13 protein-coding genes are annotated in these 18,171 nt (G+C 59.4%); 8 read left to right on the top strand and 5 right to left on the bottom strand.

Going from position 1 to position 18,171, the window contains the following annotated elements:
* Positions 1–71 precede the first annotated feature (71 nt).
* Positions 72–2,225: a glycine--tRNA ligase subunit beta gene (gene glyS / locus G6L97_RS01420; RefSeq protein ID WP_111782794.1), complete on the top strand. Its 2,154-nt coding sequence runs from the start codon at positions 72–74 to the stop codon at positions 2,223–2,225.
* Positions 2,226–2,455: 230 nt separating this feature from the next.
* On the top strand, positions 2,456–2,950 hold the full coding sequence (locus G6L97_RS01425; RefSeq protein WP_111782793.1) for a DUF523 domain-containing protein: 495 nt from the start codon (positions 2,456–2,458) through the stop codon (positions 2,948–2,950).
* A 59-nt stretch (positions 2,951–3,009) separates the two neighbouring features.
* Here the strand turns inward: G6L97_RS01425 and G6L97_RS01430 are convergent, their stop codons facing one another.
* The 3 genes from G6L97_RS01430 to purD form a co-directional block, all read right to left on the bottom strand.
* On the bottom strand, positions 3,010–4,833 hold the full coding sequence (locus G6L97_RS01430; RefSeq protein WP_111782792.1) for a methyl-accepting chemotaxis protein: 1,824 nt from the start codon (positions 4,831–4,833) through the stop codon (positions 3,010–3,012).
* Positions 4,834–5,160: 327 nt separating this feature from the next.
* The gene (locus G6L97_RS01435; protein WP_111782791.1) at positions 5,161–5,673 is read right to left on the bottom strand and encodes a plant virulence effector HPE1-like domain-containing protein; all 513 of its coding nucleotides are present in this window, start codon (positions 5,671–5,673) and stop codon (positions 5,161–5,163) included.
* 157 nt (positions 5,674–5,830) lie between these two features.
* Positions 5,831–7,102 (bottom strand): phosphoribosylamine--glycine ligase, encoded by a 1,272-nt coding sequence (gene purD, locus G6L97_RS01440; protein WP_111782790.1) that lies wholly within the window; start codon positions 7,100–7,102, stop codon positions 5,831–5,833.
* Positions 7,103–7,303: 201 nt separating this feature from the next.
* On the opposite strand from purD, the gene G6L97_RS01445 reads away from it, so the two are divergent.
* The 4 genes from G6L97_RS01445 to ubiA all read left to right on the top strand — a co-directional run bounded on the left by G6L97_RS01445 (position 7,304) and on the right by ubiA (position 13,160).
* Positions 7,304–9,628 (top strand): Tex family protein, encoded by a 2,325-nt coding sequence (locus G6L97_RS01445; RefSeq protein ID WP_111782789.1) that lies wholly within the window; start codon positions 7,304–7,306, stop codon positions 9,626–9,628.
* Between the two features lie 167 nt (positions 9,629–9,795).
* Positions 9,796–11,052 (top strand): SAM-dependent methyltransferase, encoded by a 1,257-nt coding sequence (locus tag G6L97_RS01450; protein ID WP_003515197.1) that lies wholly within the window; start codon positions 9,796–9,798, stop codon positions 11,050–11,052.
* 233 nt (positions 11,053–11,285) lie between these two features.
* Complete coding sequence (locus G6L97_RS01455; RefSeq protein ID WP_003515199.1) at positions 11,286–12,086, top strand: MipA/OmpV family protein; 801 nt, start codon at positions 11,286–11,288, stop codon at positions 12,084–12,086.
* Between the two features lie 120 nt (positions 12,087–12,206).
* Entirely contained in the window at positions 12,207–13,160 is a 954-nt protein-coding gene (gene ubiA / locus G6L97_RS01460; protein ID WP_003515201.1) for a 4-hydroxybenzoate octaprenyltransferase, read from the top strand.
* 77 nt (positions 13,161–13,237) lie between these two features.
* Here ubiA and G6L97_RS01465 read toward each other — a convergent pair whose 3' ends face one another.
* Entirely contained in the window at positions 13,238–13,804 is a 567-nt protein-coding gene (locus tag G6L97_RS01465) for a DUF6101 family protein (RefSeq protein WP_003515202.1), read from the bottom strand.
* A 366-nt stretch (positions 13,805–14,170) separates the two neighbouring features.
* On the opposite strand from G6L97_RS01465, the gene G6L97_RS01470 reads away from it, so the two are divergent.
* The gene (locus G6L97_RS01470; protein WP_111782929.1) at positions 14,171–16,609 is read left to right on the top strand and encodes a DUF1217 domain-containing protein; all 2,439 of its coding nucleotides are present in this window, start codon (positions 14,171–14,173) and stop codon (positions 16,607–16,609) included.
* Between the two features lie 80 nt (positions 16,610–16,689).
* Here G6L97_RS01470 and G6L97_RS01475 read toward each other — a convergent pair whose 3' ends face one another.
* A complete protein-coding gene (locus G6L97_RS01475) occupies positions 16,690–17,640 on the bottom strand; it encodes a LysR substrate-binding domain-containing protein (RefSeq protein ID WP_003515204.1) in 951 nt (316 codons plus the stop codon).
* 204 nt (positions 17,641–17,844) lie between these two features.
* On the opposite strand from G6L97_RS01475, the gene G6L97_RS01480 reads away from it, so the two are divergent.
* The gene (locus tag G6L97_RS01480; protein ID WP_174002643.1) at positions 17,845–18,138 is read left to right on the top strand and encodes a DUF1127 domain-containing protein; all 294 of its coding nucleotides are present in this window, start codon (positions 17,845–17,847) and stop codon (positions 18,136–18,138) included.
* Positions 18,139–18,171 lie beyond the last annotated feature (33 nt).

Here is an 18,171-nt window from a genome sequence, read left to right on the forward strand (position 1 = left end):
GCTGATGACTTTTGCCGCTGGTCTTGCTAAGTCCGCGACACTCTTTTGCAACAGATTAAAGTCCTTATCCCATGCCCGATCTTCTGCTTGAACTTCGCTCCGAGGAAATCCCCGCACGCATGCAGCGTAAGGCGGCGGGCGATCTGAAGAAACTCGTCACTGACGCCTTGGTGGAGAGAGGGCTGACCTATGAGGGTGCGCGCGAATATTGGACGCCGCGCCGCCTGACGCTGGATATTCGGGGCCTCAACGCCCGCTCCGCCGATGTGCGTGAGGAAAAGAAGGGTCCGCGCACCGATGCCAACGAAAAGGCGATTGAGGGCTTTCTGCGCGGCGCTGGCCTTAATGATGTCTCCGAGGCTCAGGTCGTTTCCGATCCGAAGAAAGGCGATTTCTACATCGCCATCATCAACAAGCCCGGCCGCCCGGCGGAAGAGATTATCGCCGAGGTGATGCCCGGCATCATCCGCTCCTTCCCCTGGCCGAAATCCATGCGCTCCGGCCCGGCCTCCATGCCGAAGGGTTCCAGCTATGCCGGCATCGAAGGCAAGGGCTCGGAGAGCCTGCGCTGGGTGCGCCCGCTGCAATCCATCGTCTGCCTGTTCGGCCCCGAACATGACGAAACCCAGGTCATTCCCTTTGTCATCGACGGCATCGTCGCTGGCAACGTCACCTATGGCCACCGTTTCCATGCGCCGGGTCCGATCACCGTGCGCCGTTTCGAGGATTATGTCTCCAGCCTTGAAAAGGCGAAGGTCATTCTCGATGCCGACCGCCGCAAGGATATCATCCTGCACGATGCCAAGGATCTGGTATTTGCCAACGGCCTTGAGCTGGTGGAAGACGAAGGCCTGCTGGAAGAAGTCTCCGGCCTTGTTGAATGGCCGCAGGTGCTGATGGGCACTTTCGAGGAGGATTACCTGCAAATCCCGGCGGAAATCATCCGGCTGACCATCAAGACCAACCAGAAGTGTTTCGTCACCCGCAATCAGGGTGCGGAAGAGGGTCTTTCCAACCGCTTCATCCTGATCTCGAACATCGAGGCAAGCGACGGCGGCAAGGAAATCATCCATGGCAACGGCAAGGTCGTCCGCGCCCGCCTGTCGGATGCCCGCCATTTCTGGAACCGTGACCAGGGCGATCTGCCCGATCTGGAGACGCTCAAGGATTCGGCTGCGAAATTTGGCCTCGATCTCAAGAAGCCGCTCGACCAGCGCATGGCCAAGCTCGATGCGCTGAACGTTACCTTCCATGCCAAGCTCGGCACTCAAGGGCAGCGTGTGGCCCGCATTCGCGAACTGGCCAAGGCTCTGGCCCCCGTCGTCGGTGCCGATGCTGCTCTGGTGGACCGCGCCGTGGTGCTGGCGAAAGCCGACCTGCGCACCGAAGCCGTCGGCGAATTCCCCGAGCTTCAGGGCCTGATGGGCCGAAAATACGCAACCTTGCAGGGCGAAAACGAAAGTGTCGCCGCGGCGATCGAGGATCACTACAAGCCGCAGGGTCCCTCCGACCGCCTGCCAGCCGACAAGGTGGCGATCACGGTTGCTCTCGCCGACAAACTCGACACGCTCGTCGGCTTCTGGGCCATCGATGAAAAGCCTACCGGTTCGAAGGATCCCTTCGCACTGCGCCGTGCGGCGCTGGGCGTGGTTCGCATTCTGCTTGAAAAGAACGTGCGCCTGCCGCTCTTGAGCGTCGCGAAGGATACTGACCTCCTCTCCTTCTTCCACGACCGCCTGAAAGTCTATCTGCGCGACCTCGGCGCCCGTTACGATCTGATCGACGCCGTCCTGACGCCGGAATCCGACGACCTGCTGATGATCGCCCGCCGTGTCGAGGCGCTGACCGCCTTCATCACCGGCGAAGATGGCCGGAACCTGCTGGCCGGTGCAAAGCGCGCCACCCAGCTTCTGGCCGCAGAGGAAAAGAAGGGCACCGTGGTTGCGAACAGCGTTTCAGAAGAACTGCTGAAGCTCGACGCCGAAAAGGCGCTTTACGCGGCGATCAAGACCGCTTCCGCCGATGCCGCAAAGGCCGTCGAGACGGAAGATTTCCGCTCCGCCATGCAGGCGCTCTCGACGCTTCGCGCGCCCGTCGACAAGTTTTTCGAGGATGTTCTCGTCAACGACGAGGACGCAGCCATCCGCGCAAACCGTCTGGCGCTGTTGAAGGCCATTCGTGAAGCCACCGGAACGGTTGCGGATTTCTCGAAGATTACGGGGTGAGGGGATTGGGTGTGAACATGGACGGTAGCGTTCTTGGTTCACCCCCTCTGGCCTGCCGGACATCTTCCCCTCAAGGGGAGATCGGCAAGACGGTCGCTCCCCGCAAAAATTTGCAACGTCGAAAATGATCGGCACGTTGTCACGATTCGATCTCCCCCCTTGAGGGGGAGATGCCCGGCAGGGCAGAGGGGGGTAAGCTACAGCCGCGACTCCCACAGGATGTTTTTCCAATGACCCACACGCCCCGCAAAATCCTCATCAGCGCCTGTCTCCTCGGCCAGGCGGTCCGCTATGACGGCAAGGGCAAAACTCTCGTCCACCCGGCGATAGACCGCTGGCGGGATGAAGGCAGGCTGGTGGCGATCTGTCCGGAAATGGCGGGCGGCATGTCCGTGCCGCGCCCGCCGGCAGAGATCGAGAAGGGAGCTTCCGGTCTCGATGTGCTGGAAGGCCGCGCCCGGGTGCTGGAAGTAACCGGCGGCGATGTCACGGCGGAATTTATTGCCGGTGCGGAAAAGGCGTTGGCCCTTGCTAAAGCCAATGGCTGCACGCACTCGTTGTTGATCGACGGCAGCCCGTCCTGCGGATCGGTTGCGATCTATGACGGCTCGTTCTCCGGCATCAAACATGCGGGCAATGGCGTGACGGCGGCGCTGCTTGAAAGAGCGGGAATTACGGTCTTTTCGCCTGCCGATATCGACCGGCTGGATACTTTGACACGTTGAAACAAAAAAACGCCGGAGTTTTCTCCGGCGTTTTCGTTTATCCATCACCTCAGCGTCTATCACCCCGCCATGCGCATCTGCTCTGCCATGCCGTGGAGTTGGTTGCCGGAGGAGACGCGGAAGCCGCGGATGAGGTTCAGCAGCTCTTCGGTATCGACGGCCAGCGCTTCCGCCGAAGCCGTGGTCTCTTCCGCCATCGCCGCATTGTGCTGGGTGGCGACGTCGAGCTGGTTGAGCGATGTGGAGATAGAGCGCAGCGTCGTGTCCTGTTCGGCCGCCGAATGGGCGATCTTGCCGACGATCTCGTTGGCGGATTTGATCTGGTCCGAGATGCGTTTCAGCGCGTCACCGGCTTCGCCGACAAGACGCACGCCGTTTTCCACCTGGTTGGAAGAGCGGGCGATCTGGTCCTTGATCTCCTTGGCGGCGGCGGCGGATTTCTGCGCCAGTTCGCGCACTTCCTGTGCCACCACGGCAAAGCCCTTGCCCGCTTCCCCGGCACGCGCCGCTTCCACGCCCGCATTCAGTGCCAGAAGATTGGTCTGGAAAGCGATGTCGTCGATCACGCCGATGATGTTCGAAATCTGATCGGAAGATTGTTCGATGCCGCTCATCGCCGCAATCGCTTCTTCCACCACCCGGTCGCTGCGCATCGCTTCGGAACTGACTGTCGTGACGCGCTTGGCGGCGTCGGCTGCACCTTCAGCCGTCTGGCGCACCGCAACCGTCAACTCGTCGAGCGCGGCAGAGGTTTCCTCGAGATTTGCCGCCTGGCGTTCGGTGCGCTGCGAAAGCTCGTTGGAGGCCTTGCGGATTTCTTCCTTCGAGCCGCCGATATCGATGCTCTTGGAATTCACCTTGGCCATGGCGGCGTCGAGATGGGTCAATGCCTCGTTGAAGTTGTCGCGCAGCGCGGCGTAACGGTTGCCGAGATCGGCGCAACGTACGGTCAGATCACCGCCGGCGAGTTTTTCCAGCGCCTCGCCAATGGTGGTGACGACACGTGCCTGCAATGCGGCCTCGTCGCGCTGCATGTCGAGGTTGTTCTGGCGCTCGGCGTTGAGCTGCTGCTGCTGTTCTTCCTCCCGGCGCTGCATGGCGTGGCGCTCCCGTACCTTGTCCTGAAGCGAGGCCGTGGCCTTCGCCATCATGCCCACTTCGTTGGTCAGCCCGGTATGGGGTATGGTGAGCGAGACGTTCTCATTGGCGACTTCACCGAGCGCCCTGTGAATGTCGCCGAGCGGCTTCGAGATCCCCCGGATAACGTAGAAGGCGGCGGCAAGTGCCAGCACGAAGATGGCGGCACCGATGGACAGCGCCCTCATCACCTCGCCACGAACCTGGGCATTCAGATCATCGATGTAAACGCCGGTCACGACCACCACCTGCCAGGGCTCAAAAGCAAGGGCGTAGGAGCTTTTGGCGTAGTCATTGCCTTCCATGCCGGGCTTCGGACCGTAGAAATCCGTCTGGCCGCCGCCGTTGCGGCCAAGCCGTACGAGCTCGTCACGATACTGGAAGCCCTTGCTGTCCGGCTTGCCCTTGTAGTTCTCGCCGACACGCTTCGCGTCGGGATGGAATTTCATCGTCACGTCGTAGTCGTAACCGAACAGATAGCCATCTGGGGTGAACCTCATGGCGCTGACGGTGGCGAAGGCCTGCTTCATGGCGTCTTCGTGTGAAAGCGTCCCGGCCTTTTCCTTGTCGTGGAAGGATTGCAGGATGGAAATGGCGGATTGCACCTGTGTCCGCAGCATGCCGTAGCGTTCTTCATAGATCGCGTCGGTGGCAGATTTCAGCTGGTAAAACGTTGCTGCTGCGAAGGCGGCCATAAGGGCCACCACGAGCACGATCAGCTGACGGGAAATGGAAAGATTCTTCATGGGCGCTCACAAGCTTTTGCGCCGCGAGCCGGAAAAAGCCGCGCGCTGCCGAAGTTTCGAGAATGGGAAGGCGCCTGATGCGCTGTGATCAGCCTGAAAGCGAAAGTCCGCTCCAAGCCCTCATGTCGTGCTGCATCGCACTATGAGGTCACTTAGCGGCAAAAAATTTGAATAAATATTTAATTAGCAAAAGCTTTATGAGCGTGCTTGGCAGAATAATGGATGCATAATTTATTATTCACCGGATGGTTGCCGTGCACTTCGAAAAATGCAGCGATGACGCGATTATTTGACTTTTGTCATCAAAGACGCCGCCGACACTGTCGGTCAATTGCCGCGCAATTTGAAATCCTGGAAATCGGGTGCCGCCATTACTGATGCGCTTGACGGTGCCGTGGCATTGGCCGCCGAAATTGTCTTCGTCGCTGCCGTGGTCGCGGTCATGTCTATGCCTGCTGGCGTGGCTGCCGTTTCCTCGGGGGGAGTGCCAGCTTCACCCTCATCATACGTGGCAATTGCGGTGCCGGGGGTTTCCTGCGGCATCCAAGCGGGATTGGTGCTGACGAAGGTGACGGGCGCGCCGCCAAGCCAGGCCTCGGTGCGCACCAGCGTGCGCTTACCCTCGATTTCACGCATTTCCGTGTGCTGCGTGCCCGGCTCGATGGAGGGGATGGCAAAGCCCTCGGGGGCAGGGTTGTCCTTCACGGGCTGGCAGCGGGCGCAGTCGAGGCGAACGAAGCTGCCATTGCTGGTGTGGGTGCCGTTTACATATTCGATGGAAGACGCCATCGCAGACCCGCCGGTCAGCGCGACAACCGCTGTCAAAAGAAGACGACGCATCGAAAAACCCCCGAAATGACGGCGCAGCCTCACGATCGAGACAGAATGCGCCCTTCAATGTTCGACAGATATTATCGGTCTTTCGTTTCCATCAGGTCAGCAAACTTGGTAAAAATTGAGCGAAATCTGCGCTCCGGCCGCTGTATGCCTTGAATGGTCAGACTTTTTCGCGCGCCACGGCCTGCCAGCCGATATCGCGACGGCAGAAGCCGTTTTCCCATTCCACCTTGGCCGCCAGCGCATAGGCGCGCGCCTGCGCTTCCGTCACGTTCTTGCCAAAGGCGGTGACGTTCAGCACGCGTCCGCCCGTCGCCACCAGTCTGCCGTCCTTCAGCGCCGTCCCGGCATGGAACACCTTTGCCTCTTCGCTGGCATCGGGAATATGGGCAATGGGCGTGTTCTTGTCGTAGGCACCGGGATAACCCTTGGAAGCTAGAACAACGGTCAGCGCCGCATCGTCGCGCCATTCCGCTTCCACCTTGTCCAGCGTGCCGGTAGCAGTGGCGTAGAGGATCGGCAGCAGGTCGCTCTTGAGGCGCATCATCAGCACCTGACATTCCGGATCGCCGAAACGCACATTGTATTCGATCAACTCGGGGCCTTTGGCGGTGATCATCAGACCGGCGAAAAATACGCCGGAGAAGGGATTGCCGTCTTTCGCCATGCCAGAAATCGTCGGTTCGATGATTTCTTTCATGGTGCGCTCCACCATGGCCGGTGTCATCACCGGGGCGGGGGAATAGGCGCCCATGCCGCCGGTGTTGGGGCCGGTGTCGCCATCACCCACGCGCTTGTGGTCCTGGGCTGTTGCCAACGCCAGCGCGGTTTTGCCATCGGAAAGGCAGAAGAAACTGGCTTCCTCACCGTCGAGGAAAGCTTCCACCACAACCTCGGCGCCGGCAGCGCCAAAAGCGCCGTCGAAACAGTCGTCGATGGCGGCAAGCGCTTCCGCCTCGCTCATGGCAACCGTTACGCCCTTGCCGGCGGCAAGCCCGTCGGCCTTGATGACGATGGGTGCGCCCTGTTCACGGACATATTGCTTTGCCGGTTCGGCGGTCTTGAAACGCTGATAAGCCCCGGTTGGAATATCGTAACGGGCGCATAGATCCTTCGTGAACCCCTTGGAACCCTCAAGCTGAGCGGCTGCTTTCGAAGGCCCGAAGGTGGCAATACCAGCCGCACGCAGATCATCTGCCAGACCGGCAACCAGCGGCGCTTCCGGTCCGACGACGACGAAGTCGATCGCCTTTTCCCTGGCAAAGGCGATAACGGCGGCGTGGTCTTCCACGTCAAGCGAAACGAGTGTCGCATGGTCGGCGATGCCGGGATTGCCGGGAGCGGCATAAAGTTCATCGAGCAGGGGAGACTGGGCGATTTTCCACGCCAGCGCATGTTCGCGTCCGCCGGAACCGATCAACAGAACTTTCATGGTCAACACCCCTGCAAATTCGCCTGTAACCTTGTTTGAGGGGCGTTAAGGGCAGGGGGGCGAAAGGTCAAGGAGAAAGCGCCTCAAATGCCCGTCTTTCCCTTGAACTCAGCCTTTCCTGTGGAATCGTTGCCGCCTCTTGTTGTCACGCCACAATCAGACATTATGTTCGCCGCTCCAGATGTGACATCAGAGAACCCCATGACCGCAGATAATGCCCGCCTCGCCTCGCTCATCGCCTCCGAAATCAACGCCCGCGCCGATCAGGTGAAGGCGGCAGTGGCGTTGCTGGACGAGGGAGCGACCGTGCCCTTCATCGCCCGTTACCGCAAGGAAGCGACGGGAGGGCTGGATGATACCCAGCTTCGAATGCTTGCCGAACGCCTCGTCTATCTGCGTGAACTCAATGCGCGCCGCGCCTCCATTGTTGATACCATCAACGGTCAAGGCAAGATGACGGACGCCCTGATGGTCAAGATCATGCAGGCGGGCACCAAGGCGGAGCTGGAAGACCTTTATCTGCCCTACAAGCCGAAGCGCCGCACCCGCGCCGAAATCGCCCGCGAGCGCGGTCTCGGTCCGCTGGCCGAAGCGATCTGGGCAAACCGCGCAGCCGATCCGGCAAAGCTTGGCGAAGCCTATGTGCAGGGCGAGGTGGCGGATGTGAAGGCAGCGCTTGAAGGCGCGCGTGACATCGTGGCGGAAACCATGACGGAAAACGCCGATCTTCTTGGACGCCTGCGCGACTATATGCGCCAGAACGCCATTTTCCGCGCCAAGGTGGTCGACGGCAAGCAGGCGGCAGGCGAAAAATTCTCCGATTATTTCGATCATTTCGAGCGCTGGGCGACAGTGCCGGGACACCGCGCGCTGGCCATGCTGCGCGGCTGGAACGAGGAGATTCTGACGCTGACCATCGATGTCGATGCGGATGATCCATCTCCGGTCAAACCCGCGCAGCGTACCGTCGCGGCCGCCTTCGATATCCGCAATGCCGGCCCCGCCGATCAATGGTTGATGGAAGTGGCAGGCTGGACCTGGCGGGTGAAGCTCTCCATGTCGCTTTCGCTCGATCTCATGCGCGAATTGCGCGAACGTGCGGAAGAAGAGGCGATCAATGTTTTCGCCCGCAATCTCAAGGATTTGCTGCTGGCCGCACCGGCGGGCTCACGCGCCACCATGGGGCTCGATCCGGGCATCCGCACCGGCGTCAAGGTGGCCGTGGTGGATGGCACCGGCAAGCTGCTCGACACCACGACGGTCTATCCCTTCCAGCCGAGGAACGACGTGCGCGGCGCGCAGGCGGAACTCGCCATGCTCATCCGCAAGCACAATGTCGAGCTGATCGCCATCGGCAACGGCACGGGCAGCCGTGAGACGGAAAAGCTGGTCGCCGATCTGCTGACACAGATGCCGGCTTCGGCTTCCGGCGCAAAGCCCACCAAGGTCATCGTTTCGGAGGCGGGCGCGTCAGTCTATTCCGCGTCGGAACGGGCGGCGGCGGAATTCCCCAATCTCGACGTGTCCCTGCGTGGCGCGGTGTCCATCGCCCGCCGCCTTCAGGACCCGCTGGCCGAACTGGTGAAGATCGAGCCGAAATCCATCGGCGTCGGGCAGTATCAGCACGATGTCGATCAGGGCCGTCTCAGCCGTTCACTCGACGCGGTCGTGGAAGATGCGGTGAATGCCGTCGGTGTCGATCTCAATACCGCCTCCTCGCCGCTTCTGGCGCGGGTTTCCGGCCTCGGTGCTTCGATTGCCGATGCCATCGTTGCACACCGCGACCAGACCGGCCCCTTTGCCAGCCGCAAGGAGCTGTTGAAGGTGCCGCGCCTTGGCCAGCGCACCTTCGAGCAATGCGCCGGCTTTCTGCGTATTCCCAACGGCAAGGAACCGCTGGATTCGTCCTCGGTGCACCCCGAAGCCTATGGCGTTGCGAAAAAGATCGTTGCCGCCTGCGGTCGCGATCTGCGCACGCTGATGGGTGACAGCGCCACGCTGAAGGGGCTGGATCCGAAGCGCTTCATCGACGAGCAATTCGGCCTGCCCACCGTCAAGGACATCATCGCCGAACTGGAAAAGCCCGGCCGAGACCCGCGCCCAAGCTTCAAGACGGCGACCTTTGCTGACGGCGTGGACGAGATCACCGATCTGAAACCGGGCATGTTGCTGGAAGGTACCGTCACCAATGTCGCCGCCTTCGGCGCTTTCGTGGATATCGGTGTGCATCAGGACGGGCTCGTGCATGTCTCGCAGCTGGCCGACCGTTTCGTGAAAGACCCGCATGAGGTCGTGAAAGCGGGTGATGTCGTCAAGGTCCGTGTCGTGGAAGTGGATGTGAAGCGCAAGCGTATTGCCCTCACCATGCGCAAGGACGGCGGCGAGGCGGCACCCCAGCCAATGCGCGAAAAGGGCAATGCGGGCGCCATGCGCCACGCGAATTCCAAACCGCAGGGACACAACGAAGGGTCGCAATCCGGTGGTGCTCTTGCTGCGGCTCTGGCCGAAGCGATGAAGCGACGCTGACCTCCGGTTGAAATAATTTCTATGGAAAAGCCCTGCCGGAAACCCCGGTGGGGCTTTTTGCTTGATGAAATCGTTCAATTTTTTTGAAATAAGACTATCTTGAAACTTGTGCCGAAAGGAATACGGTCAGAAAAATTGATAAGTGAGACTTAGCAATTGGGGGTGCCATGGCGTCGTCTCTGCATGTTCTTCTCGAAAAGATAATCAAGAACGGTAATCTTGTCGTCAATAGCCCGGGTGGTAGCCGCACATTTGGTAACGGTACCGGAACAAGGGTGGTTCTGAATTTCACCGACGAAGCTGCCATGCAGGAGATCGCTGCCGATCCTGCGCTGAAACTCGCCGAAATTTATATGGAAGGCCGTATGCAGGTCGTCGAGGGCGACATCTACGACTTTCTGGCGCTGGTTAAAAGCAACACGCTAAGCGAGGCGCTGTCCTTCGGCATGGTGTGGCGTGGTATGGCCCGCATCATCGCCGCCCGCATCAGGATGCATCTGCCGGTAAACCACAACAAGAGTAACGTCGCCCATCACTATGATCTGAGCGCCAAGCTGTTCGACATCTTCCTTGATGAGGACTGGCAATATTCCTGCGCCTATTTCAATCCGCCGGGCATCAGCCTTTATGAGGCGCAGGTCGCCAAGAAGCGGCACATCGCCGCCAAGCTGATGACGGAGCCGGGCCAGAGCGTACTGGAGATCGGGTCCGGCTGGGGCGGCATGGCGATGTATATTGCCGAAAGTGCGGGTGCCGATGTGACCGGCATCACGCTCAGCGAGGAGCAACTGCGCGTTTCCCGTGACCGTGCAGCAAAACGTGGGCTTGCCGGCAATGTTCGTTTCGAATTGCAGGACTACCGTTACCTGCCTGCCTCGAAGAAATTCGACCGTATCGTCTCGGTCGGCATGTTCGAACATGTCGGGCCGACCCATTACCGCGATTACTTCGACAAGGTGGCGGAGGTTCTGGACGACAAGGGCGTAATGGTGTTGCATTCCATCGGCCAGCCCAGTCCGGCACTGGCGACCAATCCCTTCATCGAAAAATATATTTTCCCCGGTGGTTACATCCCCTCGCTCGCCGAGGTGCTGCCGGCCATCCAGAAGTCGGGGCTGCTGGTGAAGGATATCGAAATCCTGCCCATGCATTATGCGCATACGCTGAGGCATTGGCGCGAACGTTTCGTGGCGCGCAAGGCAGAGGCGGTAGCACTTTATGACGAACGTTTCTTCCGCATGTGGGAATTTTATCTGGCGGGGTCCGAAATGGCCTTTACCCACGAAAATTTCCATATTTTCCAGATCCAGCTCGCCAAGGATCGCGACGCCGTTCCGCATAATCGCGATTACATTGCCCGCAACGAGGAAAAGCTGCTGGAGTTCGAAAAGACGCGGCCGCCGCTTGAGAAGGTTATGTTCTAAGGCTTGCGCCTTCTCCGCCGTATGCCGGACCTGATCCGGCCTCCAGTCGGCCCAAGTCCTCGGGCTGAAAGAAGGCTTCCTGCCGCGCAGACGCGCGACGGCTGAATTCCGGCTCAGGGCCGGAATGACGGAAGAGCTAATCGCCGCCTTCTCGCGCTGGTTAATGGAATGGAAACGGAATCCCTCTAATTCTACGCTTACCTGTTTGTATTGCGTTTCCTGGGGTTATTTTCATGTTCAAGCCATCAGCGGCCGTCGCCGCTTGTGTTTTATCGCTTTTTGCCGTCGGTAACGCCCATGCCGATGGCTGGTTTTCCGGCGACTGGTATTTGAAGCTCGGCGGTTCGGGTTTTTCTGCGCCGAAATATCAGGGCGACAACAAGAACGAATTCGGCTTTTCGCCCATCATTTCTCTCGGCCGTCAGGGTCAGGGCGCGCGTTTCACCTCGCGCAACGACAGCGCCTCGATCTCGCTGCTGGACAATGGCCCGATCAGTATGGGTCTTGCGGGAAAACTGGTGTCTCCGCGTGACCAGAAGGATTCGGCCGATCTGAAAGGCATGACCCGCATCAAGCGCGGCGGCGAGCTTGGCGGTTTCGCCGAGGCTTATCCCACCGACTGGCTGCGTATTCGCGGCGAAGCCCGTCAGGGCATCCGCAGCCATAGCGGCGTGGTCGCCGACCTCTCGGCCGACGTCTTCACCGATATCGCCCCCGGTATCCAGATTTCCGCCGGCCCGCGCGCCACATGGGTCAGCAGCAAATACAATGAACGCTATTACGGCGTAAGCGCCGCGCAGACAGCGGCCGGCGCGCCATCGCCCTACAGCCCCGGCGGCGGCCTGCATTCCGCCGGCGTCGGCGCCGCCATCACATGGAAGGTCACGGAAGCCGCTGAAGTTGGTTCCTTCGCCGAATATCGCCGCCTGACGGGCGATGCCGCCGACAGCTCGCTGGTGCGTGAGCGCGGCTCCAAGAATCAGTTCGTCGTCGGCGTCCAGGCAAGCTACAAATTCGGCTTCACGCTGCCCTGAGGCGAGGCGAATATGCCCACCCCAAGCCCCGCCGCGAAAGCGTTGCGGGGCTTTTTTGTGTCTGCGGCCAAGTGCTGAAATCGATTCCGATTCGCCTGCCGATGCTGTAGAACCATCCCCATGGTTCACCACAGCGATTTGTCAGACCGCGTCTCCGACGCACCATCCAACAACTGGGTCTATCGGATTTTGCCGAGACCCCTCTGGCCCTATGCGCAGCTGGCAAGATGGGACCGCCCCATCGGCTGGCAATTGCTGATGTGGCCGTGTTTCTGGTCCGCAGCACTCGCGGCCAATGCCGCGGTAGCAAGCGGCGGTTTTTCCTGGGGCACGCTGATCTGGCATCTGGCGCTGTTTTTCATCGGATCGGTGGCGATGCGCGGCGCGGGCTGCACCTATAACGATCTTGCGGACCACAAGATCGACATGGCAGTGGCGCGCACGCGCTCGCGGCCGCTGCCATCTGGTCGCGTGAGCAGGGCGCAGGCGAAGGTCTTCATCGTGTTGCAGGCGCTCGCCGGACTCGTGGTGCTGTTGCAGTTCAACGGATTTGCGATTGCCACCGGCATATTCTCGCTGGTCTTCGTGGCAATCTATCCCTTCGCCAAGCGCTTCACCAACTGGCCGCAATTTTTTCTCGGCCTTGCCTTTTCCTGGGGTGCGCTGATGGGCTGGGCCGGGCAGTTCGGGTCCATCGCCTGGCCTGCTGTCCTGCTTTATGTCGGCTCCATCGCCTGGACGATCGGTTATGATACAATCTACGCCCATCAGGACAAGGAAGACGACACGGCAGTGGGCATCGGTTCAACCGCGCTGCTGTTTGGAGACAACACACATCGCTGGCTGGTTTTTCTTTATGGCACAGCCCTTGTCATGATCGCCCTGTCCTTCTGGGGAGCGGGCGTTAACCTGATCGCCTATAGCGGCCTTGCCGCCGCCGCCATCATGCTTTTCCGGCAGGTCTGGGTGCTCGATATCGACGACGTGGCGCAATGCCTTGTGCTGTTTAAATCCAACAACCGCGTCGGCGTGCTGATTTTCGCCGGTCTCATTCTGCCGCTTCTGTTGGCGTGAGGTTGTTGAAAGGTAGATGCAAAAAAGCCCGGCCGCGATATCCGCGCCGGGCTTTTTATTGTTTTGTCTGAAGATTATCAGCTGCGAGCGATGATTTCCTTGCCCTCGATCTTCATGCTCATGCCGAGAGAACCGGTGGAGCGGCGAACGAGAAAGCGCGGGCGACGATCCGCGAAATAGGAGTGCCGGCGACGGGGGCGGCTGTTCTTGGTGCGCACCTTGCCGAGATGTTCTTCCAGCGGACGGGCGACGCCATCGGCCTCCACCATCAGCATCGGAATGCGGTAGGCTTCGGACCAGCTGCGCCAGTCGGCGGCGATATCGCAAAGATCATGGGCGACGAGAAGCGGAACGCAAAGTTCCGGATCGTCGTGGTGAAGCTCCAGCGTCACCGTCACCTGTCCATCACCATGGTCGATGGCGCGGGCGGCAACGCCCTTGAAAGCGCGGGCTGGCAGGGCGAAGGACAAAGGCAGGCCGGAAGAGGACAGGACCTTTCGCAGAACGGCGCCCCGTTCATCGAGCGTGACGGCAACATCGGTTGCGCCATTGCCCCTGCCATAGGTGACCTGTTGCGGAAAACGTGCCGGGTCGAGTCTGAGTGTGGCGACGGCCCAGTCGGGCTTCAGAACGGTCTTGGTCATGTTTATTCTACCCTTGTTTTACCTGAGAGCCGGTTTCCGGTCTTCTCATCGGGACTTTTCGTCCTCTGATGTCAGGAGAATATCCGCCGCATGTTCGAGACTGCTTAAAAATCGCGGTTAAGAAAACTTTGCATTCCCAAATGGTTAGCAAAACCCACCGTGGCATGGTTTCGCTGAGGTAAAGCCGATTGAGACAATGCGATTTTTCTCAGTCCCGAAACTGTGCTCTTTCAAGCTCCGGGCAAGGCGCGTCATGCACAGTCGCGCCAAGGCCTGCCGTGCGTCCGGATGGAGGTGTGGTGGGCGAATTCAAAACCGGAGCCGGCCGTATCCAGCGTGATGCGCGGTGCTCCAGGGGGCATTCGCATGGTATCGACTTTTCTGAGCTACGACCTCATCAACCGCGATATGAAGGCAAGCATTTCACGCGTGTCGCAGCAGGGGGTCGTCGAGCGGCAGACGAAATATTACAAGGAAAACATCGGCAATGTAAAAAGCGTCGACGAGTTCCTCAATAACTACCAGCTCTATTCCTATGCCATGGATGCCTTCGGTCTCGGCGAGATGACCTACGCCAAGGCCTTCATGAAGAAGGTGCTGGAAAGCGACCTGAACGACCAGAACAGCTTTGCCAACAAGCTGACCGATGAACGTTATCGCGAATTTGCCGCATCCTTCAACTTCACTCAGTCCACCACCACAGTGCAGACGGAGGCGCAGCTCGATAAGATGATCGGGCTTTACGACACCTCGATCACCAACCTCGATGACAGCCTGTCCGAAGAAACCCGTTATTATAAGGCGATCATCGGAACGGTCACGAACGTCGACCAGCTGCTTCAGAACGATAGAACCCGCGCCTACATCTTCGAGGTCTTCAGCATTGATGAGAAGACCTACAGCTATTCCCACATCAAGGGATTGATGACGAGCGATATCGATGACCCGAACAGCTATCTGAACCAGAAGTTCGGCGCGGCCTATTCCGCTGCCGTGGAAAAGCTTACGACCAAGGGCAATATCGAGTTGCATGGGGATGTGACGGATCGGATAACGGCCATCGATACCGCGCTGGCTGATACCACGCTGACCGCCGAACAGCGAACCGCCCTTGAAACAGAGAAAACCACCCGGCAGGATCAGCTCACCCAGCTTGAAGCCGTGCTGCCGCCGAAGGACCAGTGGGCGGCGACCCTTGCCTCCATCACGGCGGAGCAGACCCAGCTCTCGAATACCGTCTCGCAATATAATACGATGGCGCAGATGGCCCAGGCTTTCGAATTTGCCAATGACGGTAGCGTTGCGGCCGGCCAGGCGCAGACGGCCGACAACGTCAAGATCCTGACCCAGGCCTATGTCGGCAGTGCCCCGCGTGTGACCCCGACCGTTGCCACCTTGAACAGGGATTATTTCGAATCGAAGATCGGTTCGATCAAGACCGTCGATGAGTTAATGGCAGACCCGCGTCTGGTGAATTACATCAAGGTCGCATTCGACCTGAATGACTTGACCATAGTCAATGCGACGATCGAGAACATTTTGACCAGCGATCTCAGCGATCCCAACAACTATATCGCCAAGTTCGGCAATGGCGACAAACGTTACATCGCATTGCGTGAAGCGTTCAATTTCAAGGCGGATGGAACGCTGCCGGACGGTACGGCACCACAGACGACGACCCAGACCGTTACCACGACCAACGGGTACATGAACCATTATAACGACAAGGACGAAGCCGCTGACGAAAACGCTTTGAAGCTGTTCAAAAGCGATATTGCCAACGTCAAATCCGTTGCGGACTTCCTGGAAAGCAGCGCGGTCTACACCTATGCGCTCAAGGCGGTCGGCCTCGATCCGACGAAGGTGAATATTGCGGACGTTCGTAAAGCCTTGACCAGCGACCTGTTGGACAAGAAGAGCTACGTTTATGCGCTGAAAGACGACCGTTACGTCAAACTCGCGGAACTCTTCAACTTCAAGTCTGACGGATCGCCAGGCTCTCCGGTTCTTGCGCAGTCCGAACTTGAAATTCAGAGCATGTCGGTCGACTACATCAAGAAGAAATCAGCCTTCGGAACAGACCAGGAAAAGGAAGCCGCCAAGAAGGAGGCGGAATTTTTCCGTTCGGAGCTACAGAAGGTCAAGACGCTCAGCGATTTTCTGGGGAATGATCGCCTGACGAAATTCGCGATGGAATCGCTTGGCATCGACCCGACGAAGGTCACCAAGGACCAGCTGCAAAAAATGTTCACGTCCAATCTGGATGACAAGGACAGCTATCTCAACAAGGAGATGGACCCGGCTTTTCGCCGTCTCGTCACCGCGTTCAATTTCGACACGGACGGTAATATCCTGCGCGAGGATCGAAGCTCCATCCAGACTCGTCGCGGCCTCTACGAGACGCTGGACAATTATCTGACGCAGACGCTGGAGACGCAGGCAGGTGAAGAAAATGCGGGCGTGCGTCTGGCGCTCTATTTCAAGCGAATGGCGGCGGGAACAACGTCCTATTACTCCATTCTTGCCGACACCGCGATCCAGAACTTCATCACGACCACCTTTGGCATTCCCGATGAACTCGGCAATGCCGGGGTCGATACGCAGGTGGCGATGATGAAGAAATATTTCGACATCGAGGACTTCCAGGACCCCGATAAGGTCAAGAAGCTGATCGCCCGTTTTACCATCATGTACGACGACAAGCAGAACACCACCAACCCGATCATGATGCTGTTCAACGGCAGCGGCTCGGTGGGCATCAGCGGCGACACGCTGCTGGCTGTCGCATCGCTGCGTGCACGGTAGGCTGCAACGCGAAGACGGACGATGGAAAGGCCGAGCTTACCCGGTTAAGGCGTCTCACACGACCGCATTTGCGGACCCATTCACCAGCCCGGCAGCATGTGCCCGGCGCGCAGGCGCGGCATCTTCGGGTAGGTCTTCACATCGTTATCCAGCTCATCGGCGACGTTCATCGGAGAGATGTTGTCGAGGCAGGCGGTGATGTGGTCTGTAATGGCGTTTACCAGCGAGGGCGACAGGCCGGGCCGTTTCATCAGGCCGATCTGGACCGGCGGCAGCGGTGGGAAACCGTCCGAGGCGGTCAAAACCTTCATGCCGGTACGCAGCGCCGATTCCGGCAGCACGGAAACCGCCATGCCTGCCAGCACGGCGGCGGCAACCACGGTGGAAGACCAGCTGGTGAACAGCACCTGATAATCCCGCCCGTCGGCATCGAGCGCCGAGCAGGCGAGCTGGCGCCAGTGACAGTCGCGCCGGCCGACAGCCAGCGGCACTGGCGCATCATCCTTCAGCGGATGGTTCGCGGAGGTGACCCAGCAGAGTGGCTCGGTGCGCACGACATCGGAGGAGCGGGCGCGGGGATTGTGGGTGACGAGTGCTATATCCAGCTCGCCGCGCGCCATTTTTTCGGCAAGGCTCACCGAAGGTTCGCAGACGATGTAAAGCTCGACATTCGGATGCGTCTTGGCGAAACGCCCGATGATCTCTGGCATGTAGCGGTCGGCATAGTCGTCCGGGGTGCCGATGCGCAACGTGCCCTCGAGCCTGTTGTCATCGAAGGCCGCAATCGCCTCGTTGTTAAGGCGAATGATGCGGCGGGCATAATTCATCAGTTTCTCGCCCTCGGCCGTCAGGCGGTTGCCGCGCCCGTCCTTTGCAAAGAGCTGTTTGCCGATCCGCTCCTCAAGTCGCCGCATCTGCATGGATACGGCGGATTGCGTCTTGAAAACGCGCTCAGCGGCCTTGGTAAAGCTGCCGGTATCGACAATGGCGATGAAGGTGTGCAGCTGGTCTATGTCGAGAGGTGCGGACATTGATACTCATCCATCAGAATGATTGATGCCTCACATTAGAAACATTCGTTGGACTGATCAATAGTCTTGCGACATTTTGACACCCAGCAAATCAATCTCAACCCCGGGGCGGGCACATCGTCAGGCCCCCAACCCAAGGCAGCTTCCCGCGCACGGTGCGTCGGGAGCGGTGCCGCATCGTGCCGTTACGGAAGGATCATTGTTATGCGCACGGCAGAACGGAAAATGGAACTGGAATTCGCAACCGGCCAGCAGAGCGACACCCTGCGTCGCATCACTTTCGGTGTTGCTTCCACCGTGAAAACGTTTGTGCAGCGCATCTACAATCGTATCGTCGCAAATGGTCTCACGGAGCTTGACGATCGCCTGCTCGCCGATATCGGGCTGGCGCGCTCGGATGTGACCAACGCGCTCAATACCGGCTTGCTCGAAGATCCGACCGCCCATCTGACCCGCGCCGCACGCACGCGCTCAGTCACGCGGTTCAAGACGCTCTAGGCTTGTGTTCGTGCAATTCCGGCGTACCTCCAG

The sequence above is a fragment of the Agrobacterium tumefaciens genome, from assembly GCF_013318015.2.
Lineage (GTDB): Bacteria > Pseudomonadota > Alphaproteobacteria > Rhizobiales > Rhizobiaceae > Agrobacterium > Agrobacterium tumefaciens.

Bases quoted from the DNA above. Each gene is read 5' to 3' on its own strand.
- glyS (WP_111782794.1), top strand. From the start codon at position 72: ATGCCCGATCTTCTGCTTGAACTTCGCTCCGAGGAAATCCCCGCACGC.
- G6L97_RS01425 (WP_111782793.1), top strand. From the start codon at position 2,456: ATGACCCACACGCCCCGCAAAATCCTCATCAGCGCCTGTCTCCTCGGC.
- G6L97_RS01430 (WP_111782792.1), bottom strand. From the start codon at position 4,833: ATGAAGAATCTTTCCATTTCCCGTCAGCTGATCGTGCTCGTGGTGGCC.
- G6L97_RS01435 (WP_111782791.1), bottom strand. From the start codon at position 5,673: ATGCGTCGTCTTCTTTTGACAGCGGTTGTCGCGCTGACCGGCGGGTCT.
- purD (WP_111782790.1), bottom strand. From the start codon at position 7,102: ATGAAAGTTCTGTTGATCGGTTCCGGCGGACGCGAACATGCGCTGGCG.
- G6L97_RS01445 (WP_111782789.1), top strand. From the start codon at position 7,304: ATGACCGCAGATAATGCCCGCCTCGCCTCGCTCATCGCCTCCGAAATC.
- G6L97_RS01450 (WP_003515197.1), top strand. From the start codon at position 9,796: ATGGCGTCGTCTCTGCATGTTCTTCTCGAAAAGATAATCAAGAACGGT.
- G6L97_RS01455 (WP_003515199.1), top strand. From the start codon at position 11,286: ATGTTCAAGCCATCAGCGGCCGTCGCCGCTTGTGTTTTATCGCTTTTT.
- ubiA (WP_003515201.1), top strand. From the start codon at position 12,207: ATGGTTCACCACAGCGATTTGTCAGACCGCGTCTCCGACGCACCATCC.
- G6L97_RS01465 (WP_003515202.1), bottom strand. From the start codon at position 13,804: ATGACCAAGACCGTTCTGAAGCCCGACTGGGCCGTCGCCACACTCAGA.
- G6L97_RS01470 (WP_111782929.1), top strand. From the start codon at position 14,171: ATGGTATCGACTTTTCTGAGCTACGACCTCATCAACCGCGATATGAAG.
- G6L97_RS01475 (WP_003515204.1), bottom strand. From the start codon at position 17,640: ATGTCCGCACCTCTCGACATAGACCAGCTGCACACCTTCATCGCCATT.
- G6L97_RS01480 (WP_174002643.1), top strand. From the start codon at position 17,845: ATGCGCACGGCAGAACGGAAAATGGAACTGGAATTCGCAACCGGCCAG.